Source organism: Actinomadura sp. 7K507, assembly GCF_004348425.1.
In the GTDB taxonomy this organism is placed as follows: Bacteria; Actinomycetota; Actinomycetes; order Streptosporangiales; family Streptosporangiaceae; genus Spirillospora.
The window spans coordinates 1-25077 of the sequence record NZ_SMKK01000139.1; the positions used below are offsets into that span (position 1 = coordinate 1).

The 25077-nt window shown below is 69.7% G+C and carries 29 protein-coding genes and 1 pseudogene; 10 read left to right on the forward strand and 20 right to left on the reverse strand.

Annotated features, from left to right (window positions below; translation table 11 throughout):
* Positions 1 to 312: 312 nt before the first annotated feature.
* The 5 genes from E1285_RS27565 to E1285_RS27585 form a co-directional block, all read right to left on the reverse strand.
* Positions 313 to 1122 carry a cytochrome c oxidase assembly protein gene (locus E1285_RS27565; RefSeq protein ID WP_132157104.1) on the reverse strand — a complete coding sequence of 270 codons (810 nt, stop codon included), beginning with the start codon at positions 1120 to 1122 and terminating at the stop codon, positions 313 to 315.
* 29 nt (positions 1123 to 1151) lie between these two features.
* Positions 1152 to 1712 carry a DUF2243 domain-containing protein gene (locus E1285_RS27570; protein WP_132157106.1) on the reverse strand — a complete coding sequence of 187 codons (561 nt, stop codon included), beginning with the start codon at positions 1710 to 1712 and terminating at the stop codon, positions 1152 to 1154.
* A 227-nt stretch (positions 1713 to 1939) separates the two neighbouring features.
* Positions 1940 to 2743 (reverse strand): SDR family NAD(P)-dependent oxidoreductase, encoded by an 804-nt coding sequence (locus tag E1285_RS27575; RefSeq protein ID WP_132157108.1) that lies wholly within the window; start codon positions 2741 to 2743, stop codon positions 1940 to 1942.
* Positions 2744 to 3289: 546 nt separating this feature from the next.
* On the reverse strand, positions 3290 to 4645 hold the full coding sequence (locus E1285_RS27580) for a hypothetical protein (RefSeq protein ID WP_132157110.1): 1356 nt from the start codon (positions 4643 to 4645) through the stop codon (positions 3290 to 3292).
* 44 nt (positions 4646 to 4689) lie between these two features.
* Entirely contained in the window at positions 4690 to 5358 is a 669-nt protein-coding gene (locus E1285_RS27585; protein WP_207946858.1) for an alpha/beta hydrolase, read from the reverse strand.
* Between the two features lie 345 nt (positions 5359 to 5703).
* Here E1285_RS27585 and E1285_RS27590 point away from each other — a divergent pair, with 345 nt between their 5' ends.
* Positions 5704 to 7083 (forward strand): GAF domain-containing SpoIIE family protein phosphatase, encoded by a 1380-nt coding sequence (locus E1285_RS27590; protein ID WP_132157114.1) that lies wholly within the window; start codon positions 5704 to 5706, stop codon positions 7081 to 7083.
* A gap of 120 nt (positions 7084 to 7203) precedes the next feature.
* On the opposite strand, the gene E1285_RS27595 is transcribed toward E1285_RS27590, so the two are convergent.
* Together E1285_RS27595 and E1285_RS27600 are read right to left on the reverse strand one after the other, a co-directional pair.
* Positions 7204 to 7626, reverse strand: a complete 423-nt coding sequence (locus E1285_RS27595) for a hypothetical protein (RefSeq protein ID WP_132157116.1) — start codon at positions 7624 to 7626, stop codon at positions 7204 to 7206.
* Positions 7627 to 8279: 653 nt separating this feature from the next.
* The gene (locus tag E1285_RS27600) at positions 8280 to 8690 is read right to left on the reverse strand and encodes a hypothetical protein (protein ID WP_132157118.1); all 411 of its coding nucleotides are present in this window, start codon (positions 8688 to 8690) and stop codon (positions 8280 to 8282) included.
* Positions 8691 to 8972: 282 nt separating this feature from the next.
* On the opposite strand from E1285_RS27600, the gene E1285_RS27605 reads away from it, so the two are divergent.
* Entirely contained in the window at positions 8973 to 9278 is a 306-nt protein-coding gene (locus tag E1285_RS27605; protein WP_132157120.1) for a hypothetical protein, read from the forward strand.
* A 294-nt stretch (positions 9279 to 9572) separates the two neighbouring features.
* On the opposite strand, the gene E1285_RS27610 is transcribed toward E1285_RS27605, so the two are convergent.
* The 3 genes from E1285_RS27610 to E1285_RS27620 form a co-directional block, all read right to left on the reverse strand.
* Positions 9573 to 10037, reverse strand: a complete 465-nt coding sequence (locus E1285_RS27610) for a hypothetical protein (protein ID WP_132157122.1) — start codon at positions 10035 to 10037, stop codon at positions 9573 to 9575.
* A gap of 168 nt (positions 10038 to 10205) precedes the next feature.
* On the reverse strand, positions 10206 to 11132 hold the full coding sequence (locus E1285_RS27615; protein ID WP_165966786.1) for an RNA polymerase sigma factor SigF: 927 nt from the start codon (positions 11130 to 11132) through the stop codon (positions 10206 to 10208).
* Entirely contained in the window at positions 11125 to 11685 is a 561-nt protein-coding gene (locus E1285_RS27620; protein WP_132157126.1) for a hemerythrin domain-containing protein, read from the reverse strand. The genes E1285_RS27615 and E1285_RS27620 overlap by 8 nt, the downstream gene beginning before the upstream one ends.
* 276 nt (positions 11686 to 11961) lie before the next feature.
* On the opposite strand from E1285_RS27620, the gene E1285_RS27625 reads away from it, so the two are divergent.
* The 5 genes from E1285_RS27625 to E1285_RS27645 all read left to right on the forward strand — a co-directional run bounded on the left by E1285_RS27625 (position 11962) and on the right by E1285_RS27645 (position 14263).
* Positions 11962 to 12219: a hypothetical protein gene (locus tag E1285_RS27625; protein ID WP_132157128.1), complete on the forward strand. Its 258-nt coding sequence runs from the start codon at positions 11962 to 11964 to the stop codon at positions 12217 to 12219.
* Between the two features lie 318 nt (positions 12220 to 12537).
* Positions 12538 to 12783: a hypothetical protein gene (locus E1285_RS27630; RefSeq protein WP_132157130.1), complete on the forward strand. Its 246-nt coding sequence runs from the start codon at positions 12538 to 12540 to the stop codon at positions 12781 to 12783.
* A gap of 180 nt (positions 12784 to 12963) precedes the next feature.
* A complete protein-coding gene (locus tag E1285_RS27635; protein ID WP_132157132.1) occupies positions 12964 to 13161 on the forward strand; it encodes a hypothetical protein in 198 nt (65 codons plus the stop codon).
* Positions 13158 to 13346: a hypothetical protein gene (locus E1285_RS27640; RefSeq protein ID WP_132157134.1), complete on the forward strand. Its 189-nt coding sequence runs from the start codon at positions 13158 to 13160 to the stop codon at positions 13344 to 13346. The genes E1285_RS27635 and E1285_RS27640 overlap by 4 nt, the downstream gene beginning before the upstream one ends.
* On the forward strand, positions 13343 to 14263 hold the full coding sequence (locus E1285_RS27645; protein ID WP_207946859.1) for a PfkB family carbohydrate kinase: 921 nt from the start codon (positions 13343 to 13345) through the stop codon (positions 14261 to 14263). Before E1285_RS27640 ends, E1285_RS27645 begins: the two co-directional genes overlap by 4 nt.
* 115 nt (positions 14264 to 14378) lie before the next feature.
* Here the strand turns inward: E1285_RS27645 and E1285_RS48250 are convergent, their stop codons facing one another.
* The 5 genes from E1285_RS48250 to E1285_RS27670 all read right to left on the reverse strand — a co-directional run bounded on the left by E1285_RS48250 (position 14379) and on the right by E1285_RS27670 (position 18694).
* Entirely contained in the window at positions 14379 to 15377 is a 999-nt protein-coding gene (locus tag E1285_RS48250; protein WP_279510096.1) for a carbamoyltransferase C-terminal domain-containing protein, read from the reverse strand.
* On the reverse strand, positions 15274 to 15957 hold the full coding sequence (locus E1285_RS48255) for a hypothetical protein (RefSeq protein ID WP_279510097.1): 684 nt from the start codon (positions 15955 to 15957) through the stop codon (positions 15274 to 15276). Before E1285_RS48255 ends, E1285_RS48250 begins: the two co-directional genes overlap by 104 nt.
* A gap of 122 nt (positions 15958 to 16079) precedes the next feature.
* Complete coding sequence (locus E1285_RS27655; protein WP_132157136.1) at positions 16080 to 16301, reverse strand: hypothetical protein; 222 nt, start codon at positions 16299 to 16301, stop codon at positions 16080 to 16082.
* Positions 16302 to 16848: 547 nt separating this feature from the next.
* Entirely contained in the window at positions 16849 to 17433 is a 585-nt protein-coding gene (locus tag E1285_RS27660; RefSeq protein ID WP_165966787.1) for a sigma-70 family RNA polymerase sigma factor, read from the reverse strand.
* Positions 17434 to 18496: 1063 nt separating this feature from the next.
* Positions 18497 to 18694 carry a DUF2795 domain-containing protein gene (locus E1285_RS27670; RefSeq protein WP_132157142.1) on the reverse strand — a complete coding sequence of 66 codons (198 nt, stop codon included), beginning with the start codon at positions 18692 to 18694 and terminating at the stop codon, positions 18497 to 18499.
* Positions 18695 to 18902: 208 nt separating this feature from the next.
* On the opposite strand from E1285_RS27670, the gene E1285_RS27675 reads away from it, so the two are divergent.
* Both E1285_RS27675 and E1285_RS27680 read left to right on the forward strand, forming a co-directional pair.
* Positions 18903 to 19463 (forward strand): hemerythrin domain-containing protein, encoded by a 561-nt coding sequence (locus tag E1285_RS27675; protein ID WP_132157144.1) that lies wholly within the window; start codon positions 18903 to 18905, stop codon positions 19461 to 19463.
* Between the two features lie 235 nt (positions 19464 to 19698).
* Positions 19699 to 20403, forward strand: coding sequence for a DUF2267 domain-containing protein (locus tag E1285_RS27680; RefSeq protein WP_132157146.1), 705 nt, complete (start codon positions 19699 to 19701; stop codon positions 20401 to 20403).
* Between the two features lie 770 nt (positions 20404 to 21173).
* Here the strand turns inward: E1285_RS27680 and E1285_RS27685 are convergent.
* The 5 genes from E1285_RS27685 to E1285_RS27700 form a co-directional block, all read right to left on the reverse strand.
* Positions 21174 to 21803, reverse strand: a complete 630-nt coding sequence (locus E1285_RS27685; protein WP_132157148.1) for an SIS domain-containing protein — start codon at positions 21801 to 21803, stop codon at positions 21174 to 21176.
* Positions 21800 to 23047 (reverse strand): glycosyltransferase, encoded by a 1248-nt coding sequence (locus E1285_RS27690; protein ID WP_132157150.1) that lies wholly within the window; start codon positions 23045 to 23047, stop codon positions 21800 to 21802. Before E1285_RS27690 ends, E1285_RS27685 begins: the two co-directional genes overlap by 4 nt.
* Positions 23044 to 23232, reverse strand: coding sequence for a glycosyltransferase family 4 protein (locus tag E1285_RS45780; protein ID WP_165966788.1), 189 nt, complete (start codon positions 23230 to 23232; stop codon positions 23044 to 23046). Before E1285_RS45780 ends, E1285_RS27690 begins: the two co-directional genes overlap by 4 nt.
* Before the next feature lie 314 nt (positions 23233 to 23546).
* Positions 23547 to 23939, reverse strand: a complete 393-nt coding sequence (locus tag E1285_RS27695) for a hypothetical protein (RefSeq protein WP_132157152.1) — start codon at positions 23937 to 23939, stop codon at positions 23547 to 23549.
* A gap of 57 nt (positions 23940 to 23996) precedes the next feature.
* Positions 23997 to 24641, reverse strand: coding sequence for an FUSC family protein (locus E1285_RS27700; RefSeq protein WP_132157154.1), 645 nt, complete (start codon positions 24639 to 24641; stop codon positions 23997 to 23999).
* Positions 24642 to 24896: 255 nt separating this feature from the next.
* On the opposite strand from E1285_RS27700, the pseudogene E1285_RS27705 reads away from it, so the two are divergent.
* A pseudogene (locus E1285_RS27705) lies at positions 24897 to 25077 on the forward strand (hypothetical protein); the annotation flags it as partial.

Sequence of the window (25077 nt, forward strand, 5' to 3'; positions counted from 1 at the left end):
CGTCAACACCCACACCAAACGGCTCATGAGGCAGATGCACGGACGCGCGGGATTCGACCTCCTCCGCCACCGCATCCTGCTCGCATGAACGAAACCCAGCGTCACCACCGACTACGGGACAGAGCCGAAAACCGTACAGACCCCCGAGATCACCCAGGCATCGTGCGGGGTGGCAGAGGAACGACGACAGGCTGGTCGGCAATGCCCTGTAGATGAGAACTAGGAATGGGCGGGCCCGTGGTGCTTGACGGGCGCAGCCAGCAGCGTTGCGTAGCTTTCTGTTCCGCGATGTCAGTATGTTCCGTTCGCGGGTTATCGAGCAGCGGCGCCGGGGGTGCGCTGTGGGCGCGGTCGGCTGGCAGTGGTGCGGCGGGCAGGGTGCCAGGTGGCGACGAGGGCGGCGGCGAGCAGGAGTTCGGCGATGTCGCCGCCGTAGTACATGATTTCCGCGGCGCCGCGGACCTGGGCGATGGGTGCGTGTACGTCGATGAGGAACCCGCCGTACATCAGCTGGGCGATGGCGGCGTGCAAGGCGATGGCCGCGCCGAGGACGGTCAGCCGTGCTTTGACGCTGGGGCGCGATGGTGCGGGGTCGGGTCCGGCGATGGCCCAGGCGAACAGGCATCCTGAGAGCACGAAGTGCGCGTGCAGTAGCCAGTGCAGGGCCGGCCGGGTGGTCGTGGCGTCGTACAGCGGGGTGAAGTACAGCAGGGCCAGGCTGCCGGTGCTGAGCGTCAGCGCGGTTATCGGGTGGGCTAGCACTGCCATCGGCCTGCTGCGCAGCACGCCGGTCAGGTTCCGGGCCCGCTGGGTCGGCAGTGCGCGCAGTAGCACGGTGATCGGGGCGCCCAGGACGAGGGCCAGCGGTGCGTACATTCCCAGCAGCATGTGCTGGATCATGTGGCCGCGGAAGTCCTCGTGTGCGAACGGCGCGATCGGCGGTAGCAGCGCCGCCGCCAGCAGGGTGCATCCGGTCAGAAACATCGTCGTGCGCCACCGGTCCCTGGGCCGGGCCGCCCGGTCGGTTCCGCGGTGTGCCAGCAGCAGGTAGGCGACCGCGAGAGCGACCACGCCGGTCACCGCGAGTACGGTGTCCCATCCCCCGCCGTTGTGTGCGGGCATCGGGTGACCGGGTGGCGGGTGATCGTGCATCACGCGCTCTGTGGGCGGGCGGCGGCGTCAGGGGGATCGGGGTCGAACGGGGTTCCGGTGCGCTGTACTAGCCATCCGACGGCCACCAGGACCGCGCCCAGCAGGAGGAAGCCGATGTCCCACCAGATCTGGTGGGGGCCGCCGTGTACGTGGTGGATGCCGAGGATGTGGTGGTCGATGATGCCTTCGACGAGGTTGAACAGGCCCCAGCCGACCAGTACCCACCCCCACAGCACCCGGGAGGTCCAGACCCGGCGGCGCCGGTGCGTCACCCGTGAGTACAGGATGGCCAGGCCGGTCAGCACCGCCAGCCAGCACACCACGTGGAACAGCCCGTCCCATACCGTGTTCATCTCCAGCCCGGAGACGGTGTGGGGGTTGTAGTACTTCACGCCGATGTTGTCGGTGTTAGTGCTGGTGAGCATGTGATGCCACTGCAGCAGCTGATGCAGCAGGATCCCGTCGACGAAGCCGCCGAGACCGACCCCCAGCACGATCCCCGGCAACTGGAGACTGGCCGGTCCGGCGTTGGTGCCGGTGCGGTCCGTAGCGGTGGCCATGATCTCTCCCTTTCCGGACGCACGGGCGGCGGAGCCAAGATCAGCCCCGGCAACAGGTGCCGCTACCCGGCACCGAGCCGAGTAATCGCTTAGGCAGGCAAGCCCGGCCGCAGACGGGGAAGATCGGGACCTGGAACGCATCCGTCCATCGCAGGTCTTGGCGCCTTCTGGAGGTGCTGCTCGTTACGGGATTCACGGATTCAGCTCCGTCAAGGCACTTCGGAACCTCAGGCGTTGCCTGAGCCGGGCTCGGAGACCCTGGCGTGCATCTTGGCCTTTGCCGTTTCCGGCATGCCCTTGGCCGCCGCCACCTGTGCCCTGTTCTTCGTCGAGCCGGTGATGACGTGATGCTTGCCCGCCATGAGGGCCTGGTAGCTCTCGCGTGCGACGTCCGCGGGATCGTCCTTGGGCATCTGGCCGAGCTTGGTGTCCAGCACGCCCGCCCGTTCGAAGAAGGCGGTGTCGGTGGGGCCCGGTAGGGCGGCGGTGACGGTCACGCCGGTGTCGCTCAGTTCGTGGCGCAGCGCTTCGGCGAAGGAGTACAGGAAGGCCTTGGATGCCGCGTAGGTCGCCTGGTACGGGCCGGGCGTGGTGGCGGCGATCGAGGAGGTGAACAGCAGCCGTCGCTGGCCTCGGTGGACCATCTCTTCCAGGATGAGCTTGGCCAGGTGCACCGAGGACCGGACGTTGAGGTCGATGAGGTTGAGCTCGTCGGCCAGGTCGTTGTGGCGGGCGAAGTCACCGCCGACGCCGACGCCGGCGTTGATCGCCGCGGCGTCCAGTGGCCGTCCGGTGGCCGCCACCGCCGTGTACAGCTCCTCGACGCCCTCGTGGTGGGCCAGGTCGACCCGGACCGGCGTGGTGCCGCCCTCGGCGTGCTCGCCGACGTCCCGCGCGGCGGTCGCGATCTCTTCGTTCTCGGCCGCCATGATCACGTGGAAGCCGTGCCGGGCGAACTCCGCCGCCAGCTCGCGGCCGATCCCGCTGGACGCACCGGTGACCAGGGCCAGCGGCCCGGTTGCCTCGTTCATCGTGCCCTCCTTCGGCTTCGTGGAAGTGCACCGGCACGGGTTCCGCCTATGTGAGGAGTCGGCCGGTACTCCACGGTGCTGATGCCCAAACCAGGCACTTGTAGGCATTCGTTTTTTGGGGCTCGGGTATCGGGGGATTGCGGTTGAACTGGTCTGGCACGAATTCCCTTCGAATGGCTGAGCCTTTTCCCTGCGGACGCGCGGGCGGAGAAATGGCGCCCGGTTCACCGGCAGTGGGCTTTCGTGGGTCAAAAGGCGCGGCCGCAGCCAGCGGCCCGGCTTGTTTCTTTGTGGTTGTTCTTTGTGGCTGTGACGAGCGGGAACTGGTCCGCGTCTTGTCGCTGCTGACCGCCGCCACATGGGGAGGCCGGGCTTCGCGCGCAAGCAGTGCTGTCCCGCACTGTGCCGAAGAGAGGACCGGGCTGGTCGCCGAGCGGAACATACGGGAGTCGGCGGCGCCGGGTCGCCTTGCCGGCTCTACGGCCGGTGGCCGTTCACGGTGCTCGGGTGGGGCCGTGGGCGGAGGGTTGACGGACGGCGGGGTGGTTACGGGTGGCGGCTGAGGAAGTCGAGGGCGAAGTCGAGATCGAGCGGGTCGGGCATGGGGTAGACGGGGCGCACCCGTGCGAGGGATTGGTGCATGCGGGCGAACGCGGCGAAGTCCCGGGGGTAGGCGGCGGTGTCCACTCCGGTGAACGTGCCGGTGGTGCGGGCTCGCGTGAGGACCTCGCGCCAGGCCGGGATCGGGGCCTGGCCCAGGGCGGGTACGCCGTTGGAGAACAGGGTCAGGCGGATCTCGTCGTAGGGGTCGGTGCCGTCGAGGTATTCGAGCAGGTTCCGGCGCGCCGGTTCGGTGTTGAACGTCAGCCAGTACGGGACCGAGCCGGTGCGCAGCGTCCACCACGGCTCCAGGAGAAGGAAGCACGACGCGAACATGCGGGTGTCAGGGATGCCGCGCTGCCGGTACCAGGCGCGGTACAGGTCGGCGACGGCCGGGCTGAGGGCCTGCGGCGCGGGGAACCGCAGCCGGTGGACCGGGAAGTCCGACAGGTCGGCCAGCAGGGACGGGTCGAAGCCCCATTCGGCTTCGGGGCTGTCGCCGTCCGGGGCGGGGGCGTGCCAGGTGCGGTGTGGTGAGCCGTTGCGGGCGAGAAATTCGGTGACGCGGGGGCTGCCTTCGTGGAACTCCTCGGCGGTGATGCCGCCGTAGGCGCCGTGCTGGAAGACATAGCGCTCGCCGATCCGGGTCGTGGGCCAGCGCAGCCCGCAGTCGGTGACGATGATGGTCCCGCCGGGGGCAAGGCAGTCGCGCAGGAAGCCGCGGTAGGCGGCGGGCAGGCGGCGCCACTTGACGCGGAAGTAGGACATCCCGGCGATCATGAGCCTGTCCTGGTTGGCGTCGTGCATGTGGTGCAGGACCAGATCGGGGTTGGCTTCGACAAGGGCGTGGCCGGCCGGCTCCGAGAGCCGCAACCCCGCGCACGAGTCGTCGGGGTGGCCGCCGCGGCGCCGCACCGGGATCAGGACGGTCTGTGGAAGCCATGGGACGCTCAGAGCGGCGGCGAGGTGGACCAGTGCGCCGTCGGAGGAGCCGATGAACACGGCGGGGTACCGGCGGCGCGGGTAGTGCGACACGATCCACTCGGCCAGGGCCTCTGAACGGATGTCACCGGTGCGGTCCGGGGACATCGCCTCAGCCCAGCCCGACATCGCGTACGCCTTCTCGGTCACCCGGCTCGGTAACCGGATGGCGGCGCGCAGCAGAGCCGACATCGGCGCTTGGAGGTAGCCGGGCATGATCCCGAGCAGGGGCGCGTCGCGGTCGTCCAAGCACCGCGCCAGGACGCGGAGCATTGCGGTGGCCGAGTCGAACTCGGCGACCTGGCGTGCAGGAGAGGGCATCCCCGTCCCCTACCACCGGCGCGGGGCTTCATGCGGCCCGGTGGTCATGCGAGCAGCCGCCTGAAGGGCTCCGACCACGCGTCGGGGTGGGGCCACACGAAGGTGTGCGCTCCGGGTACCTCGACGTATCTTCCGTCGGGCGCCGTCCGGGCCAGGTCACGCGCCCACCCGGCGGTGAGGAGCCGGTCCTCCCGGCCTCGTAGGACGAGCACCGGGACGGGCATCTCGGCCAGGACGTCTTCAAGGTGATCGTCGAGATGGGCCCGGACGATGTGCAGCAGCCTGCGCGGGCCCGCGCGCAGCCATTCCGGCCGGTGCGAATGGCTGAGATCGCCGGGTTCGTGGCGGGCGTCGAGCCGCCACCGCAGCAGCAGCCGCGCCAGCGACCGCCCGATCGGGTCGACCGTCGGGCTGGCCAGTACCAGCGCGGCCGCCGCGTCCGGTCGTTGCACAGCGGTGTGCGCGGCGACCTGCGTCCCGCTGCTGTGCCCGGCCAGGATCACCGGCCCGAGATCGGCGGCGTCCAGCCACTGCGCCACGGACGTGCCGTACTGCGCAACGTCCAGCTCGTGCGGGGGATCGCCGCTGCCTGCCAGGCCGGGGAGGTCCACCAGGTGCGCACGCGTCCATTCGCCCAGGCATGCCAGCGCGGGCACGAGGTAGTCCGACACCGCCATCCCCTGAACCAGGACGACCTCCGGCACGCCGGGCACCGGTCGCCCCACCGTTCGCGCCCGCATCCGCCCGCACGGAAGGTTCCGGTAGGTCACCTCTATCCGGTCGGGAGCCCGCGGATGGTTAATGTCCATGGCCGCCCTCTACCCGGGCGATGGCTGATGTCCCGAGCGGCTTCCCCGGCGAAGGTCATCGGCATGTGACCGCACATGGGGGACGGTGAGGCGCTGCGGCCCTGGCTGGCCGCTCTACCCGAACGCGAACAAATGCTCGAGCCGAAGCGATACTTCGCGACCCCACCCTTTCCAGGTGCAGATAATGCGGCGGTCCCTGGTGGTGTCAAACCGAGGGTGTGAAGAGATCCTCGGGGCAGGGATCAGTCCATGGATGACTATGACGTGGATGCGGCGTTGCAGCGGGCGCTGGACCGGTTGACGCTGCTGAACGATACGGCCACTGCGCTGGTCGGCACACTTGATGCGGTGGAGGGGCTTCGGCGAGTGTGCCGGATCCTGGTGCCTCAACTGGCGGATTGGTGCGTGGCGGACCTGGTGAATCAGACCGGAACCGTGGAACGGGTCTGCATCACCCACATGGACCGTGAGGCGACGCTGGCGGGTCTGCTCGGCCCTTTGCCGACGCTGCCCGAGTCCACGGTCGGGCCGTTGTCGCGGGTGCTGAGCGGTGCCAGGGCGATGCTGTTGTCGGCTGCCGACGTCCTCACTCCCGGCCAGTCCACCGACCCTTTCCACGCCCACAACCTCAAGCTGTTCAGCCAGCTCGGCGTGGGTAGCATGATCGTTGCACCATTGCGGACACGCTGGCAGGTCCTGGGCGCGTTGACCGTGGTCCGCACCGCAGACCGCCCGCCGCTGGCCGAGGAAGACCTCGCGCTAGTGGAGGATCTGGCGCACCGCATCGGGCTGGCGCTCGACAACGCCCGCCTGCACCACGAGACCCAGCGGATCGCCGAACGCCTGCAGCTGTCCCTGCTACCCGACCTGCCGGACGCCGGCGACCTGCAGATCGCCGCCCGCTACGCCCCCGCAGCGACCACCGCCGAGGTCGGCGGCGACTGGTACGACAGCTTCCTACTGCCCCAAGGCGACACCACCCTCATCATCGGAGACGTCACCGGCCACGACCTCCGTGCCGCCGTCACCATGAGCCACTTGCGGAACATGCTGCGCGGAATCGCCTGCGACCGCCAGGAACCACCCGGCCACATCCTCCGCCGCCTGGACGCCGCGATCAACGCTCTGTACGACGAAATCACCGCCACCTGCGTATACGCCCTCATCAGCGGCCCACAGCGCGGCCCCTGGCAAATGCACTGGGCACTTGCCGGCCACCCTCCACCGCTCCTGATCACACCCGAGGGCGATACCTCCTACCTCGACGACGCCCTCGGTCCCCTCCTCGGCGTCGACGCCGGCCCGCGAATCAGCACCACCCGCGCACTGCCCGCAGGCAGCACCATCCTGCTCTACACCGACGGGCTCATCGAACGCCGTAGCGAACCCCTGTACCAAGGCCTGACCCGGCTGCGCCAGCACGCCACCGCCCTGGCCCGCCATCCCCTGGAAAATCTGTGCGATCAACTCCTGGACAGCATGGCCGCCGAGTCCACCGACGACGTCGCACTGCTGGCCCTCCGGCTCCCCTCACCCGGCGCGACACCCGACAACCCCAACACCGGAGCTAACGGGACGGGCATGGCTGACATCGCAGACCCACGTCACACGCCTGACATTGCCCAGTAGGCCTCACCCAACGGTTCTAGGTGTGCCCGCGCGGCCTGCACCGCCTCCGGGGAGAGAGACAGGAAGATCGGTCATGGCCCCGCACCATCAACCTGATCATGACCGCGCGGGCAGAGGCGCTCAGGTCGTGATGCCGTGGCTGATCGGGAGATGCAGCAGGATGCCCAGGGTGGTGTGGCGCAGCGCGTCACGGGCGCGAGCCCAGTCACGGGCCGCCGCGAAGGGCAGGGAGGTGATCGGGGTGGTGTGGCCATCGCAGACAACCGCCGCCCATTCGGCGTTGACCGCCAGGCGGACCGCCATCTCCGCCAGTCGCCGGCGGCGGTCGGCCGCCCCCGGGTCGTCTCGAGTGTCGCGCAGCACTTCACGTTGGGCCAGCCGACGGCAGGCGGGCGCGGCCTGCCGCCATCCAGCGGCCAGGACGGCTGGACTGGCCCCGGCGGGCGGACGGGTCAGCGCGGCCAGGATGTCGCTGGCGATGGCGGCCAGTTCGGCGGCCTCGCGCCGTTCATGGCCGGTGTCCGGGGCACCGACGTCGCACATCACTAAGTGAGAATACTCCGCCACATCGGGTGACTAACGGGAGGGTGAGTGCAACCCCCCGCTGGACATCGCCGCGTTCGGGGGCTGTGCCGAGTCGTGTCGCACCGGCCCACGAGGAGGATCGGATTCTGGCGGCGGCGGGCTGCGTTCGGTGTAGGCGTCTTCTCCCGATGTTGATACCAGCGTCAAAGTAGGGCTCGTGAGGGGTCCAGGCGTACCGCGGCCGATGGACTCCGCGTGTGGGAGTCTGCGGACAGCAAGCGAACGGCCGGCGGTGACAGCGACTCGCGGACGGGTGGGGAGCACCGATGGGACGACTCACGGGTCCTTGGCCACCGGCTGGTCGGGGATGGCGCAGAGCGCGTCGACCCCAGGTCGACGACGGCGCGGCCCCAGGCCTCGACGTACTGTCCGTGGGGAGCTGGAGTACGACCCCGTGCACCTGTGCCTCGACGCCCTGGACGAGCCGTCAGGCCCGGGTCGGTGCCGCTGACGCCGAGTCGCCTGAGGTGGTACTCGATCTCTGCGGCCAGTGACTCCTTCAGAGTGCGCAGGCTCCTGATGACGTCGGGTGTTCGGAGGGTGAGCCAACACAGCCCTCAGCCCGCTACCGCCAGAACTCGGTCCGGTCCTCATCACAGGCCGGTAACGCCTCACATTGGCGGCGGCCCGGGTCGGCGGCCGGAGGCCACCACAGCCTGCCCGGCGGCCTCGGCCGGGCCGGGCAATCCGTACAGGGCCCGCCGCTGCGGGCGGTCCGATCCCTGCAGAATGGCGCGGGTGTCCAGGGTCAACCACGTCCGGCCGAAGACCGCCCCCGCGCTGCCCTGGTCACAGCTTTGCGGGCCGGCACTGCCCTCCCCATCCGGGCCGTCCCGCGCGGCTGCCCGCCAGCGCAGCACAACCGGACTGATGACCACGTCGGCCCCGCCGCGGCGCACGGTGATCGGCTCGCCCGCCGGGCCGATCCCGGTCACGGTCACCACCGTCGGGTGGTGACCGGGCAGGTGAACGACGTCGCCGCAGGCGAGGTCAGCAAGTGCGAGCTGCGGCCAACCAGCCATGTTTTCATCGTAGGCGGCGCAGTAGCCACCGGAATGACCTCGCAGCAGACTGCCGCGCGCTGCGATACAAGCCCCTGCCGCGCCACAATCCCACAGAATCCGGTAATTCCAAAAATGAAAAACGCCCTTGCATTGTGCCGTGGGCGGGTTTCGTCGCGGCTGCCAAGTGCGCCTGCCGGCGACCGAGCGATCACGGCTTGATCGTCACTTCCGGGCGGGTCGAGGGTGCGGTTTGCGAGAATACATGAGTAATCTGGCCGGGCATGGTGAGGAGTGGGTGAGATGGCCGCGTTTCCGGACGGTTCCTCGTTCGTGCCGAGGTTGAGCGTGCGGGTCGCCTCGGTTGGTCCGTGGCTGACGGGCGAGTTGCGCGGGGATCTGGATGTGGCCACCGCTCCGGCGTCGCTCGACCAGGTCGGCCTGCTGATCGCGCAGGACACATCGCCGCATATCGCGCTGGAGGTGTCGCAGGTGGACTTTTGCGACTCCTCGGGATCAACGCCTTCGTCCGGCTGTGGAAACGCGCCGCCGCCGACGGTGGGGAACTGGTGCTGCTGCGTCCGCGTGCCCGGCTGGCCGAGTTGCTGAACAGGGTCGGACTGGACCGCCATCTGCGCCTCTGCTCAACATTACCTACTGATTCCGACGCCGGGCCGGAGCCTGATCCGGCCTGACTCGGCGACCAAGACCAGCCGTAAGCACCCGGCAACCGGCAGCGCCACCAGCAGCGCCGCCCGTTCGCGGTTTACCAGAACCACAAGACCGCGGCCCGTCCAACCCGCCCGTTCGCCTCAGCCCGAAGTGCCGCCGTCTCCCTCGCGGGGAGCGGAGCAACGTCGGGCTGGCCCAGCACCGGACGTGGTTTCCCCGACTGATCGCTGATCAGTCGGGGGTATCGTCCTGCGGACGGCTGGGCGCCGGGGAATCGGCTCCGGGTTTGGGTGTCTTGACCTGGTCGACCGGCGCATCCAGTCGGGGCCGCAGCTTCTCGAAGCGTTCCTGGGCTGCCGTGGCGTCGGGCAGCTCCAGCACCGCGGCGATCTGCGCCCAATTCAAGCCGGCGTCGTGCACGGCGGCGAGCAGGTCGGCCTCCAGCCGGTCCATGTCCAGCCGCGCGGCCTGCAGTACCAGCAGGGCCGCGCCCAGGTCGGTGGGGTCTGGTGGTTGCTGCCCGTCGGCGTGTGCGGCGCGGATCGCGGCGATCGTCTTGGCGACGGCGTCCACGTCCGGCAGTGGGTGATCGTGTTCCTGCCACAACAGGGCATCGACTCCCTTCCCGAAGCGGCGGGTCAGATGGGCGCGCGCCGCGTGCACCATCTTCGGCGACGGAATAGGAAGATCACCCATGCCCGCACCGTAAACCTGATCACGGGACGCACCACATTATTCAGGGAGTCAACAGGTTGATCGGGGGTATCGCACGACAAGCCCGGGTTGTGCTGCCTGTGTCTGCCCCGGGCGCCCGGCCGCCGGTCCGGTCCCTTGTCCTAACTCCCGGACCGGCGGCTCAGCAGGTCACGGTCCGGCCAGCAGGCCGTGGCGGAGTTGTTGCAGGGTGGCGGCCAAGAGCCGGGAGACGTGCATCTGGGAGATGCCCAGCTGGGCGGCGATCTGCGTCTGAGTCTGGTTGCCGTAGAACCGCAGCAGCACGATGGTGCGTTCGCGTTCAGGCAGCCGGGCCAACAGGGGGCGCAGTGCGTGCTCGTCGACGACGCTTTCCAGGTCCGGGTCGTCGGTGCCCATGTGCTCACCGACCGTGCCGGGGTCGGTGTCGGCGGGTCCGCCGGCCGGTGCGTCCAGCGACAGCGGCCGGTAGCCTTCGGCGGCCAGCAGCGCCTCGACGGTCTCATCCTGGTCGATGCCGATCCGGTCGGCGAGTTCGGTGGTGGTAGGCGAGCGGCCGAGTTCGGCGGTGAGGGCGGCGATGGCGCGCTGCAGCAGCGGCCGCAACTCCTGAATGCGGCGCGGGACCCGCACCCCCCAGGTTCTGTCCCGGAAGTGGCGGCGGACCTCACCCAGCACGACCGGGTAGGCATACCCCCAGAAACGGATGCCCCGGGTCGGGTCGAACCGGTTGATGGCTTGGACCAGCCCCATGAACGCGACCTGCTCCAGATCTTCCAAGGGTTCGCCGCGGCCGGCATAGCGGCGTGCGATGCTCCGCACGAAGGTGGCGTTGAGCGTGATGATCTCCGTGCGCAGCCGCTCTCGGCGGGGATCGTCCGGCCCCAAGTGGTGAAGTTCCTCCAGCAGCGTATGGGTAGGTCGGTCTGCATCCTCGAACCGGTTGGCGGGCCGCTCGGCCCTCGGAGCGGCCGCCCTGTGGTTCACCTGGTCGGTGGGCGCGGCGGTCACGATGTCGTCCCGAATCCTGCTGCTTGCGGTGAGGTCGTTGGGGCCGGTGTCGCGCAAGGCGGTGTCGTGGACGGCGGCGTCAGCCACGTCCGCGTCCGGACAGGTGATCGCGGACGCGATCCACCAGGCCGGCGCCGGGCGCCAGCAGCTTGTTCAGCGGCGGCGTGTTCGGCGCTGACGGGTGTGGCCGGGTGGGTGCGATGCCTTTGGCGGACTGCACCTGCTCTCCGAGCATGCGCAGCTCATCGCCGGTGGCCTTGTCGGCCAGCCGGGGGAACAGGTTGCCCTCCTCGTCCTGGACGTGCGTGGAGACGTCGTCGATGAGCCGCCGCACCAGCGTGGTGAAGCTCCGGTGCTCGGTGTCGGCCTGTTCGAGCTCCTTGATGATCAGCTCGACCTCGGCGTGGTCGGAGATCTCCTTGTCGGCCAGCTCGTCGCCGCCGGGCTCGAACCGGCGTACCGCCGGATACAGGTTCATCTCCTCGGCGCCCGAATGCCGCACCAGCTCGATGGTGACGTCATCGGTGATCCGCCGCCGCTCGGCCGGGTCGGTCGCGGCCGACAGTTCATCGAACATGTCCTCGACCTCACGATGCTCGTGGGTGAGAATTTTGATCACATCGCGTCCGTCGCCTGCCATGATCACTCCTCCTTCCCGGCTCCAGTCCGGTGCCTGGCGCGGTGTATCGATGGCCAGGACCAGCCACACGGCGGCACCCGATGTGCAAGGCGGCCGGCCTGAGACACGTCCGGCGGCCTACCCCCGGCGGGCTGGATCACACAAGCCGGTCGTAGATCGAAGGTCGTCCACAGCCGCCGCGCCGCCATCCCAACAGCCTGCGCACAACCGATAGACCTGCGGATTCATGGGTAGGGGACGTTTTGGGCCGCGTCCAACGAATGGAGGTGAGCACACATGCCAGGCAAGAAGATGGAGGGGAACGACGCTCAGCGGCGGGCGAAGGCTCGCGAGGCACGGGCCGCCGACTCAACGCCGAGTGCCGAGCACGCGACCACGGGTGCGTCCAAGCAGCCGCATACCAGGCCCAAGCATGAGCCGCACCATCACGCCGAGCGGCTGGAGGACATCCACAAGGGCAAGCAGCAGGAGAGCTCGCCCGAGCCCAAGCCCGGGTACGGCGTCCCTGGCTCCAAGCGGCGCCGCGAGGACTGAGTCCGAATCGCGCGTCAGCACCGTTTCCTACCTGGGGTCCCGGCGATTTCTGGGCGTGACTACGGTGGCCGCCCGCCGGGAATCCCCAGGTGACCGATGCGGCCGCTGGCTTAAGCCACCAGGTCAATAGTATTCATCCAGGCCGCAGTCAAGATCACGTTGAGAGCAAAGGGCGGCCTCGTGCGGCCCGGTTGGAGTGGTCGCACTGAAGCGCCGCTGCCTTCGGTGTTTGAATTTTGGGCAGGCGGCCGTTCGGGATGTCTGCGTGTGGAGGGAAGGGACTCCCGTCGATAGACGGGTGACGTCGAGGGGGCGCTCATGAAACTCGTTGACCGTGAGATTGTTCGGGAGCTGGCGAAGTCCCCGGATCCTGAAGCTGCGCTGGTCTTTGCTAACGGTGAGTGTGTCATCGTTTCTGTCGGAAGTGCCGTCCCCGACGCCGGAGTATTGATCGCCCGCCGTCACGAGATCGAGGCGGAACTCTTCGGGGGCGCCGTTTCCGAGGACAGGCTCAATGCGATTGCGCACCGCCTCGACAACAGGGCCAGAGATCTTGGCGCCTGAGGTCGGGTGACCGGGTAGTTCGATCTTGACGACGGCCGATCGGAGGCGCCGATCGGGGCATCGCGGTGACGGGGATCAAGGCGATCGGGGAACGGGGGCTGATGCTGGTGGCCCGTCCGGCTGCATCGATTCCCGGATCTGGGGAAGGCGGGGGAGGACGAGGGGAAAGGGGGCGACGTCATGCCACGCCCAGGAAGCCACAAGTACGACATCAAGCGCGCGAAGACCCGCAAGCGGATGGAGAACGAGGGGTTCGCCGCCGACTCCGAGGCCGGTGAGCGCGCGAACGAGGAGCTCCAGATGGACGAGAAGCGCCGGCCCCGGCGTGCCAGTGAGCGGGGTGAGGGCCCGAAGGGGGAGCGGAAGGAATCGCGGTGAGCGATGCCGACGGCATCCTTGGGGCGGCGCTCCCGCTGCTCTCCCGCAGCGAGAAGCGGACCCTGTGCCCGTACAAGGGCGAGGCGACCCGGGACGGCGCCGAGGACGCGGTGAAGGTCGCCGGCCACCCGTACTTCGATCACGACGCCCTCACGATCGAGACCCAACCGCCGACGGGTACGTGACCGGGCCGGTGATCGACGTCGTGGTGGTCGGGCAGATCGCCCGCGACCTGGTCTTGGTCGTTGACGACGTCCCGGGTCCGGGGGAGTCGGCGGACGTCCGGCGGCGCCGGGAGATGCTCGGCGGCAAGGGCGCGAACCAGGCGGTCGCCCTCGCGCAACTGGGCGTCCGGCCCGGTCTGGTCGGGGTCGTCGGGGACGACGCCGTCGGCGCGAGCCTGGTCGGTCAAGCACGGCGCGACGGGATCGACATGTCGCACGTCGTCCGGCGCGAGGATGCGGAGACTGGCCTGATCGTGGACGTCGTCGACGGTTCGGGCCGGTGGCGCTACCTGGAGGACCTGCCGGAGCCCGTCCTGCTCACCGGCGCGGACGTCGCGGCGGCCGGACGCCCCCTGCGTGAGGCCGCCTGGGTGAGCGTCCAGCTGCAGCAGCCTTCGGAGGCGGTGCAGGCTGCGCTGGAGCACGCGGCGGACGCGCGCGTCGCGCTGGATGGGGCGCCGTCCGGCACCGACCGTGACGCGGTGCTGGCCGCCGCCCATCTCGTCCGCGCCGACGCCCGGGAGGCCGAGATGCTGGCCGGGGACCGCCTCACCGACGCCGACGCGGCGGTGCGCCTGGGGGCGGACATCGTCCGGCGCGGCCCGTCGATGGCGGCCCTGGCCATCGAGTCGGGGAACGTCTTCGTCTGGCGGGGCGGTCACCTGGTCCTGCCGCTGGAGGACACCCCGGTGGCCGACACGACCGGTGCCGGCGATGCCCTCACCGCCGCGCTGATCGCGTCCCTGGCCGGCGGTGACCGCCCGGAACGCGCGGCCCGCCTCGCCGTCGCGGCGGCCGCCGACACCGTCGGCCGTCCCGGAGGCAGGCCCGACCTCGACCCGGCCGCGCTCCGCGCCCGGGCGGGCGTCCCGGAGTGACGCCCCAGTCCATGGTCGTGCGTGGCGGCTGGGCGTGCCTGCACGCTTCACCGATACGAGAGCAAACCGCATGGTGATGGCGACAGGGGCGACCAGGTCGGTCGGCTGACGCGGCTCAGCCTGGTCCACCCGGTGAGGGGCGGCGCCGTTCGTACCAGGTGTCGCCCACGACCATCCCGTCGAGACCGTGTGTCTCGCTGAACTCCAGCAGGTCGGACATCGTGTTGATGAAGCCTGTGCCCTTGAAGTTCAGCGAGGTGTTGCACAGGACGCCGAGGCCGTGCAGCTCGGCGAAGGCTGACAGCAGTTCGTGCAGCGGCGGGTGCGCGTCGCGTGAGACCGTCTGGACGCGCGCGGAGCCGTCCACATGCGTCACTGCGCGCAGCTCCGGGTGACCGACGGCCCGGAAGTACAGCATGTAGGGGTCGGGGAAGTCGTCGCCGAACGCGGCTCCCGCATCCTCGATGCGGCAGACGGGTGCGATGGGACGGTAGTCCTCGCGCTTCTTGATCGCGTTGAGGCGGTCACGCGTCCGCTCGTGGAACGGTTCGGCGAGCAACGAGCGTGCCCCCAGCGCGCGCGGGCCGATCTCCCAGCGGCCTTGGACCCAAGCGACGATGTGCCCGGAGCCGAGCGCGTGCGCGAGCGCGTACGGCTCCAAGCGATGCCGCGTCCAGATGTTCGGGTCCGGTTCGGTGTCGTGGTGGAAGCTCAAGCCGCTGTAGACGTTCCAGTCGACGTGCGGTGATCCGGTCAGGCTGTGCAGTGCGTCCAGTGCGGTGCCGACCGCCGAGCCGGAGTCGTTCGGGCAGGGCGGAACGAACACCGAGGAGAACTGCCCGAAGTCGCGCCAGGCGGCGTTCCATTCGCAGTTGAGGCCGCAGCCGCCCGCGATGCGCAGCGGGATCCCGGATGGCAGGTGCTGTTCGGCCGCGTCGGCGAATGTCTCGAACAGCCGGCGGGACAGCAGCGCGGCGGCCGTCACGGCCGCGTCCGACCGCACCCCCGCGTTATGGAAGGGCGTGCCGCGGAACTGGTCCTTGGGCGCGGGGTAGATGGTGTCGACCTTGAGGATCTGCTCGACCGCCCGGCGGAATGTCGTCGTCGGCCGCATCGGCGTCCCCGTAGGCGGCGAGCGCCATCAGCCTGCCGCTGGAGTCGAGGTCCGGGACAGCGCCGGTGTCGGGGAACGTGGGGTCGGCGATGGCGAACAGGAACGCGTACCGTGCGCCCGGCTGCGCGAGCACCGGCACGCTGCGCACGACGTCGAACCGCTCGTCCAGCAAGTAGAAACCGCCGGTGACGCCCTCCCACACCAGGACGGCCTGCCGGGGGTGCGCCTCGTCGGGCGCGAGCCCGACAGCCGCCATGATGTGCGAGCGGACGTGCGAGGAGGTGAACGCCGTCGTCTCGTGCCCGAAGAACGACGTGCGCCGCAGCCTCGGAGCTTCCACGCCGTGATACCCGGCCCCGATCTCCTTGTGCCCCGAGCCGCCCGCTGTCCGCCATCCGCCGAGCGCGACGACATCCGGCAGGCGGCCGGTGTGCTCGGCGGCGTCCAGGAACGTCATGGGAGTCAAGGCGCCGTGGCGTTGCCAGGAGCCCTTCTCCGCCTCCAGCGACAGCACGAGCCGACGCTCGTCGACAACCGCCAGCGACCCGTCGTGACCAGGCTTGATGCCCAGGACCAACATGCACGGCTCCCCTCCGGACCGTACCGATCACGCCCGTGGTCATGCGGCTACCCCATGGCGACGGCCCCATGCCCGGCGCCCGCTCGCCCGAGGCTTACCTTCCCCGCCGGCTGCCGCCCCGACTATTCGAAGTCGTCCGGATTCGCCTCTTCCGGCCGGTTGCCGCCGCGTCCCCCCGGCAAGGAATCAGTCGGATTCTCCTCGTCCGTGCCTGGCTGCGGCGGGTCCGAGGCCGGACGGTGTGAGGTCTCCTCTTCCGTAGGCGTCAGCGGAGCGCCGCTGCTCTCCTCGCTCGCGCCACGTTCGACGCCTTCATGGCCATCCTTTGGGTCGTGCTCAGACATGTCGCCCTCCCCGTTGACGGAGTGGCCCCCTACCCAACGGAGGTGCCATATATCTCACCGCTAAACCAAGGAAGTCGCAGAGGCTGAGTCGCCAGCCAGACGTCAACGGGCGTATCCGACGGTGGTCTGCTCCGGATTGGCCAGCCACCGGCGTGCCTGAACGCCTCCGCGGGGTGTCCCGATATGGCGGCTGGCGGCTGGGCGGCGGAACCTGGGTAACCTTTATCCCCGGCGCACGCACCCTCCGGCGCCGGCACGCGACTTGTGGGCCGCGCTCGCCGTCGCCTGGGCCCCTGCATTCGGTACCCATTTCCCAAGCGAGTTCGACCGGGCGCTGGAGATCGCGATCATGGACGTGTCGCGGGTCCGCTACGAACTGGCTTGGATGCCCGACACGCCGCCGCACGCCCGGCCGCTGTCGCCCGAGAGCGGTGGGCCGATGTGCCCCGCGAGTGTGGCACCGGGCCACAGCCCTGCCCCACTGACCATCCTGCTCTGTCCGGCGGTCTGGTCGGAGAAGATCATCTCAGCGGTCTACAGACAGGGGTCAGGCGGAGGCGGCGAAGCCGTGTTGGCGGGCGTAGTCCTCCAATTGCGCGCGCAGCCGGCGGCGGCCCCGGTGCAGCCGGGACATGACCGTCCCGATGGGGACCGCGATGATGTTCGCGATCTCCTTGTAGGAGAATCCCTCCACGTCAGCGAGGTAAACGGGCATACGGAACTCCTCCGGCAGGTCGCCGAGGGCTTGTTTCACCTCCGAGTCGGGGAGGTGTTCGAGCGCGGTGGTCTCGGCCGACTTGAGTCCGCCGGGACTGTGCGAGGCCGCTTCCGCCTGCTGCCAGTCCTCGATCGTCTCGCCCGTCGACTCGGCGGGCCGCCGCTGCTTCTTGCGGTACTCGTTGATGAAGGTGTTGGTCAGGATGCGGTAGAGCCAGGCCCGCAGGTTGGTTCCTTCCTTGAACTGATGGAACGAGGCGTAGGCCTTGGCATAGGCCCCTTGGACGAGGTCCTCGGCGTCCGCGGAGTTGCGTGTCATCCGCAATGCCGCAGCGTACAGCTGGTCGAGGTAGGGCAACGCGTCCCGCTCGAACCGCCTCCTGGCCCGGTCCGCGTCCGGGTCGGTCTTGTGCATCTGGGGCCTCGTTCCCGGGTTTTCGTCCCCGGCTCGCCGGACGGCGCGCCGAGGCGCCCGGCCGAAGCTCTGAGCCTCGGCGTTCATGTCGTCCTTCTTCGGGTCCGAAACGAACCGTATGCCCCACATTCGGCGCATCTAACGATCGAGGCCCTGGTTGAGAGCTGAGAAGAGGACTGGCCTGCGGGACGTGTGAGCCCGTCCCGTAGTGGTTCCGGCCGCATACGGTGCCCGGCGTACCGGACCGACGAAGCTCAAGAAGCAGTCACCGGTTTGCAAGAGACGGCCTGTTCGGGACGGCGGGGAGTCGGGTGGGCAAGCGCAGTATCGTCACGCCCGCGGGCCCGCCTTGAGCCGGTGGTCGGAGTCGGGAAGCCGCATACCCTTGCGGGAGAGCGGCTCACGGGGTCCGGTCGGCTTCTCCCAGCGCCGGCGCCTCGCTCGTCGGCACGGCGGTGTCGGACTAAGACGAGGCCTCGATCATCTGCTGAAGGCCATTCGACGGATACGAACTTGGTCCATCAGCGGATACGGCATAGGCGTTGCCCCGTCCTGACGGTGACCGTCCGGGGTGCGGGCTGGCTGTGGATTCGGCGCGCATCCACCTGACCGGCCACGGCCGCCACTCACTTAGTGCGCTGGCGAGGCCCTCATTCTTGAGGCCGACGACCTGGCGGCATCCCGCTGGTCAATCTCCTTCGCGGCTGAGTCGGCCCCCTCGGCGTTCACGGCGGCTTCTCGGCTCCTCGCGGACGTGGTCGCCCGCCGGTGATGGTCATGCGACGGGGCGGCGTTCCTTCAGGGTCCATTGGCTTCCGCTGCATCCTTGTGGAAGCGGGGGAAGTGGGTGGCCCGCCACGTCAGTGCTCCAGCGGTGGGAGTTGGCGCAGTCGCATTGGTAGAAGCCGCTTTCCGGTGCGCGTTCTCCGGGCTTGAAGCTGTCTCCGATATCAGCCATGCCGGTGCCTCTACCCGCGGCTTCCTCGCCGTAACGGGCCCGTCCGGCCGACCGTGCCGGGGCCGGTCGAGCCTGCCGGCCCCTGCTGCTTGGATCCGTTGGGCGTCAGGAGGTTTTGGTGATCTCCTTGCTGACGCCGCTGGGCCCGTCGTATTCCCGGTCGGGCATCGCCTGAAGCGCTTGCACGATGCCCTCTTCGGCGCCGTGCTGCTGCGCGTACTTGACGAGGTCGTCCTTGGACGCCGGGTAGCCAATCCCGGCCAAGGACTTCTGCACCTCGATGAACGACGGGTTGTCCGCCATGATCCCCCCTCAGTAGTGCGTGCGTCCTTTCGTCGGTACCCCTGGATCGCCGACGAATCCGTATCCACAGGAGGCGAGTGGGGGTCGCTCGCTCGGGTAGCAGGCGTCGTGTCGGCGGGTCACCGCAGGTCATTGCCCGCCCGCCGGGTTACGGGACAGCACGCGGTGTTCTCCCGGCCCGAGCGCAAACACCAGAGGGAGAGGTCTCATGGGAGACGAGAAGCGCGATGTGATCGAGGTTCTCACGCACGATCACCGCGAAGTCGAGGAGATGTTCGACGAACTGGCGGCCGCGACGGACGCGGACGAGCGGCGCCGCATCACCGATGACGTCACCATCGAACTGGTCCGGCACTCGATCGCCGAGGAAGCCTACCTGTATCCCGCGGTTCGCAAAGTCGTGCCGGACGGCGATCAGATCGCCGACAGGGAGATCTCCGACCACGCCGAAGTGGAGCGGATCCTCAAGGAGCTCGAAAAGGCCGACGCCGCACACGAAAGCTTCAATACGCTGGTCAATCGGCTCATCGAGGACGTATCCGCCCACGTCGAGGACGAGGAAGGCAACCTGTTCCCCAAGCTCGCCGAGCACGCCGATGCCGACCAGCTGCTGGAACTGGGCGACAAGGTCCAGTCCGCCAAGCGTGTGGCGCCGACCCGCCCGCACCCCTCGGCGCCGAACACGCCGCCGCTGAACAAGCTGCTGGCCCCCGGTGCCGGACTCGTCGACCGGGTCCGCGACCGCTTGTCCGGCCGCGGCAGCGACTGACCAGGCAAAGCTTCGAGTTCTTGCGGCCCCGCGGGTGAAGCGGACCTGAAAGTGGTCTCTCTTTCGGAGGCGGCGCCAGTGCCCCCGGCGCACATGCCTGGGTCCGGATCTCCTGGCGCAAGCCTTCGAACGGCTTTCAGGTCGAAGCCGCCGAGTGCGAGCTGGGGCGTAGGAGCAGGGGTGTCGGGTATCGCTGAGGGACCTGACCAGGCCGACCGAGTTGGGGGACCGGATTATGGCCGTCAAGTATCAGGATCTTCTGGCGTCGGTCTCGGAGAAGACCGGGCTGGACTCGGGGGTTGCGCGAGCGGCGGCGGAGGCGACCGTGACCGTGCTGGCCCGCACGCTCGATGAACCCGACCGGGACCGCTTCATGGACGCGATGCCAGGTCAGCTGAAGGGACGCCTTCCCGTCGAGGAGCAGGTGCGCAAGGGTGATGAGGCGGATTTCGTCCGCGCCGTCTCGCTGCTGGCGCATCGGCCGCCCGACGAGGCGCGGCTACGGGCGCGGGCGGTCCTCGCCGCGCTGGCCGAGCAGGAACCCGACCTGATCGCGGAGCTGGACGTGCCCAACCGGCTCCGCGAGATGTTCGCTCCTCCCGGGGTGGGCGGCGGTGTCACCGGCCCCGCCGGACAGGAGGCCCCGCTCACCCCCGAGGAGGTGGACACGGCACTGGGTGCCCTCCCGGACTGGTCAGGCGATACCAGCGAACTACGGCGGACCCTCGTACTCCCACCTGGCGACCTCGACCGGGTGCTGCGCAGAATCGACCTGCTCCGCGAGGAAATGGGCCGCGGGCCCGAAGTACGCCGCGGCGCTGACGGTGTCCAACTTGCCGTCCGCACCGCCTCTGTGGACGCCGTCACCGCACTGGACGTCGAACTCGCCTCCCGGCTGGACGAGGCCATCGATGAAGCGGGCGCCGGAATGAGCTCATAAACCGGCGGCGCGATCCGGGGGACGAGGTAGCTCCGCCAGCGTGCCGCATGATCGGGAGCATGCCGCGCTGACCGGACGACCTGAGCCTTCCCCGAGACCTTGAACAGCGGGATGCCGTTCGCGCACGGCGGCCCAACCCGCGCCATCGGCATCCGGTGGACCGGCCTTGGGCCCGCCCGCATGCCTCAGCGTGAACGATGAGGCCAGTCCGAAGCACCCGACCCGCCCTCGATAGCAGCGAGTCGGAGACAGGCGAAGTCGACGGCCCGACCGCGACTGTCGAACGCCCCACTGAACGGCTCGCGGGCCTGCTGCCGGGCTCTTCGCCGACGACGCGCTCGCCGCCGTCCGGTAGGCCGCCGCGACGGCCGTGAACCGTTCGGTGGGCCAGCGGCGCGCGCCGGGGATGCCGTGCCCCGTTGAGACCATGACGGCCCCCCGGTCTGGCGAGGCCGAGGTGGGACGGGCAGGTTGATGCCGGACCCGTACGTCGCAACGAGGCGATCAGCCGATGTGGTGCCAGGTTCGCGAGGAGCCGGCAGCTCCGCGGATCCTTTTTAAGCAGGTTGATCGCGGTGTCCAAGTGCCCGCCGAGCGGAAGCGGGCCGCACAGGCCGACCGTGGGCAGGACGTCGTCGACCGTGTGGATATCGAGGGCGAGTGGGCTGAGGAGGGACCGGTGCAGCGAGCGTGATCCGCACTTCGGGCATGCTTCGCCGCAGCGCTCGTAAGGCAGGGACAGACGTCGCCGGCGACCACCAGCGGGCCGGTCATGGTCTCACCCCCAGGGCCTCGTCGACCACGCCGCACAGCAGGTGGACCGCGGCGAGGTGGATCTCCTGGACGGTCGCGGTGGCGGAGGCCCGCACGGTGATCGCGTCGTCGCACGCGCCGGCGAGGGCGTTGGGCCCCGGGCCGGTGACGGCCCACGCGGTGATGCCGAGCTGCCGGGCGCGGTGCGCCGCGGCGATCACGTTGGGGCTGCGGCCGCTGGTCGACAGGCACACCAGCACGTCGCCGGGCCGCCCGTGCGCCTGGACCTGCCGGGCGAACACGTTGACCGGGCCGTAGTCGTTGCCGATCGCGGTCACCGCCGAGGTGTCGGCGTGCAGCGGGATCGCCGACAGCGGGCGCCGCTCGTCCTCGAACCGGCCGACGAGCTCGGCGGTCAGGTGCTGCGCCTCGGCGGCGCTGCCGCCGTTCCCGCACGCCAGCAGCCGCCCGCCGCCGCGCAGCACGTCGGCGAGGTGGCGGCCCCACTCCTCGATCGCGGGGACGTGCTCGCGGAACCGCAGCGCGGCCTCGGCGAGGGCCTCCAGCCGCCGGTCCTGGGCGGTCGCGGTCCTGGTCTGCGCGGTGCCGGTGTGCGCGGTGCCGGTGTGCGCGGCCGGGGCCGTCATGCCGCCACCTCGCTCAGCGCGGCGGCGTGCCGGTAGACCTCGGCGGTGCCTTCCGCGACGCGGGCCCACGAGTACCGGCCGCGCGCCCGGTCGCCGCCCGCCGCGCCCATCGCGGCGCGCCCGGCCGGGTCGTCCAGCAGCGCCCGGACCGCCCCGGCGGCGGCCTCCGGGTCGCGCGGGGGGACGAGCGTCCCGGTGACGCCGTCCACGACCGTGTCGAGGTGGCCGCCGACGGCGCTGGCCACCACGGGCACGCCGCAGGCCATCGCCTCCAGCGGCACCATGCCGAACGGCTCGTACCAGGGGAGGGTGAGCACCAGGCTCGCCGACCGCAGCAGGGCGGGGACCTCGTCGCGGCCGAGCCGCCCGAGGAACTCCACACGGCCGGCCACGCCCGCGTCCCGCGCCACCCTGCGGAGCCTGCGCACCTCGGGCTCGCCGTCCAGGTCGCCGCGCGGCGGCCCGCCCGCGACGGCCAGTTCGGCGTCCGGGAGGTGGGCCAGGGCCCGGATGGCGGTGTCGACGCCCTTGCGCTCGACGAGCCGCGACAGGACCACGAACCGGTGCCGGCCCGCGCGCGGGCCGGCGGGTTGGCCTGCGGGGCCGCCGCCGGGTGCGAACAGGCTCAGGTCGACGCCGCACGGCACCACCCGGACGTGGTCGGGCGGTACGCCCATCGCGCTCAGCTCGGCGATCTCGTCCGAGCAGGTCGCGATCACCGTGTCGGCGGCCCGCCCGATCGCGCGTTCCAGCCGGACGCGGGAGGCGGGGCTGGTGTCCTTGTCGCCCTGGTGGCGGCGCTTGACGGTGCCGAGCGCGTGGTAGGTCTGCACCACCGGCACCCGACGCGGCCCCGCCGGCTGCGCGGCCTGGATCGCCGCGAGGCCGCTCATCCAGAAGTGGGCGTGCGCGACGTCGGGCGGGTCGGCGGCCCAGCGCTGTTCCAGGTAGCGCCCGAAGTCGTGCATCCACGGCAGCAGGTCGTCCTTGGCGATCTGCTCGGGCGGGCCCGCCGGGACGTGCTCGACGCTCACGCCGGGGGCGAACCGCACCCGGCCGGACGGGACGGGCGCGTCCCGCCGCGTGTAGACGGTGACGTAGTGCCCCTGCCTGCCGAGCTCGGTGGCCAGTTCCGCGACGAACACGTTCTGCCCGCCGCCGTCCGCCCCGCCCAGCCCTTTGGCCGCGGGGCCGCCCCTGGCGGCCAGCGGGCTGGCGTGCTCGGAGATCATGGCTATCCTCATCGCGTTACCTCCTGGAGAGTTCGCCGCCAGTCGCGAAGGAACCGGGTCAGGCCGTACCGCTCGGCGGCGTGGGCCCGCGCCTCCTTGCCCATCTGGCGGGCACGCGGCGGGTCGGCGGCCAGGGTCCGCGCGGCGTCCGCCAGTGTGGCGACGCGCGTGGACAGCACCCCGGCCTCCGGCGGCACCGCCTCGGTCGTGGTCGGTGCGACTACGGCGCGGCGGCCGGGTCATGAAAGATCGCATTGATTCCGAGCACACGCATATAAGCACCTTTCGGCGCAGCGTCAGGGGGTGCGGCGGTGTCCTCTTCGTAGACACCGGCCTTGCGGTTCAACGGGAAGGAAATCCCCTATAGGTGATTCGACATTGCCGAGAACCGAGGGCCTAAACAACGAAGCGAGCAAAGTCGCCGGTAGACGAAGTGTCAGGTGATGCGCGTTCGAGGCACACGGTGCGGATGACGGCGGGCATGGCCGGGCTGCACCGGGAACAAACGGGCTCAGGGCCGGTGGGTGGGGAACAGGTCCAGCAGCTGGCGGCTGAGCCGCAAGAGTTCCTTGTACGGATCCCAGAGGCCGGACACATCAGCCCCCGGGCCGAGATGGGGTCCCGCCACCTCGTCCTGTGCCCGCTCGGCCTCGGCGAAGATCTCCTCGGCCGGCGGCTCGGGCAGCATCCGCGTAAGATCGGCGATTCTCCGGAGGAGGGCAGCGTAGCCACGCCGAAACTCTACGTCGATCTGCAGGCGTTCCTCGTCCGCGTCCGCAGCCAGACGCAAGGTCCCGGCGATCGAGCGTGTGTACGACATCGCATTCTCGAGCTTGTTCAGCTGGCTGGGAGCGGACCATTGATCCGAGTCTTCGCGCCAGCGAAGCCGGTAGCCCCACCACATCGCGCGCGGATTGGCCCGCAGGCTCGTCTTACCTCGCTCGACCGAATACCGTGCCTGCTATTGGACGGTGACCAGCCACGACTGGCGCTCATCCCAGACCGGTCCCCACTCGTCGGGCTCGACGACGTATTCGGCGAGCGTCTCCATGGCGTCGCTTAGGGTGCCGCGCACTTCCGCGACGGCGTACTCGCCTCGCCGAACGTACAGCGGGGGGAAGATCAAGACGTTCACTGCCAGTCCGACGGCCAGCCCGATCCCGACATCGCCGAGACGAGGCCAGACATAATCGACGACCTGGTGGCCCCCGAACAGCAGCGCGAACAGCGCGGTGAACGCGACCTGCGGCGACTGGTCGCCGAGCCTGCGCCAGCCCGCGATCATCATCCCGACGAAGAGGACGACGGCGATCCCGAACGTGTTCGGTCCGATCAACAATCCGACGGGTATCGCGATGCCCGCACCGACGGCGAACCCGGCACCGTAGGCGAGGCTTTCTGTGAGGGACCACGCCACCGTCGGATACACGCCGAGCAGCGCCGCCAGTGGAGCGAAATAAGGCTGGGGGTGGCCGACAAGGTATCTGGCCACCAGCCATGCGACGGAGGCCGCTACGACGGCCTTCAGCGTCAGCTTGAGGCGCTCTTCCCAGTATCGGCCTCCGGCAACAGGTTTCAGACGGCTTCGCAGCCCCGGGAATCGCACCGAACACCGGTTCCCGTAGACCGGCTTTCAAACCAAGCCGCCCGGCCCCACGCCGCCTTCGAACCAGAAGGGTCACCGTGCCCCAGGGGTTAGCCGACGAGTCCTGGGAGGCCGGTTTGCAGGCGGGGCCTCAGCCGTTGGACGGAGGCGACAAAAACTTTGAAGTCGTTCGGCTGTGGAGGTGCGGAGCGGGTGGTGCCGGGTAGGCGCACCCGGGCGTCATGCCGATCCGCTCTCACAGGAAGGGTGAGCCTGGTGGCGTTCAATCCGCTCGAACACCGCGGTATCCCGCTGGACGACCAGCTGCGTAACTGGAGCCAGCTGGACGTCGCGCCCGTCGATCCCGACACCTCCGATCCCTACACCAAGTGCCGCATCATCGCGATGAACGGCATCGAGGTGGAGGCGATCATGTTCAGTCACCACTTCAACCGGG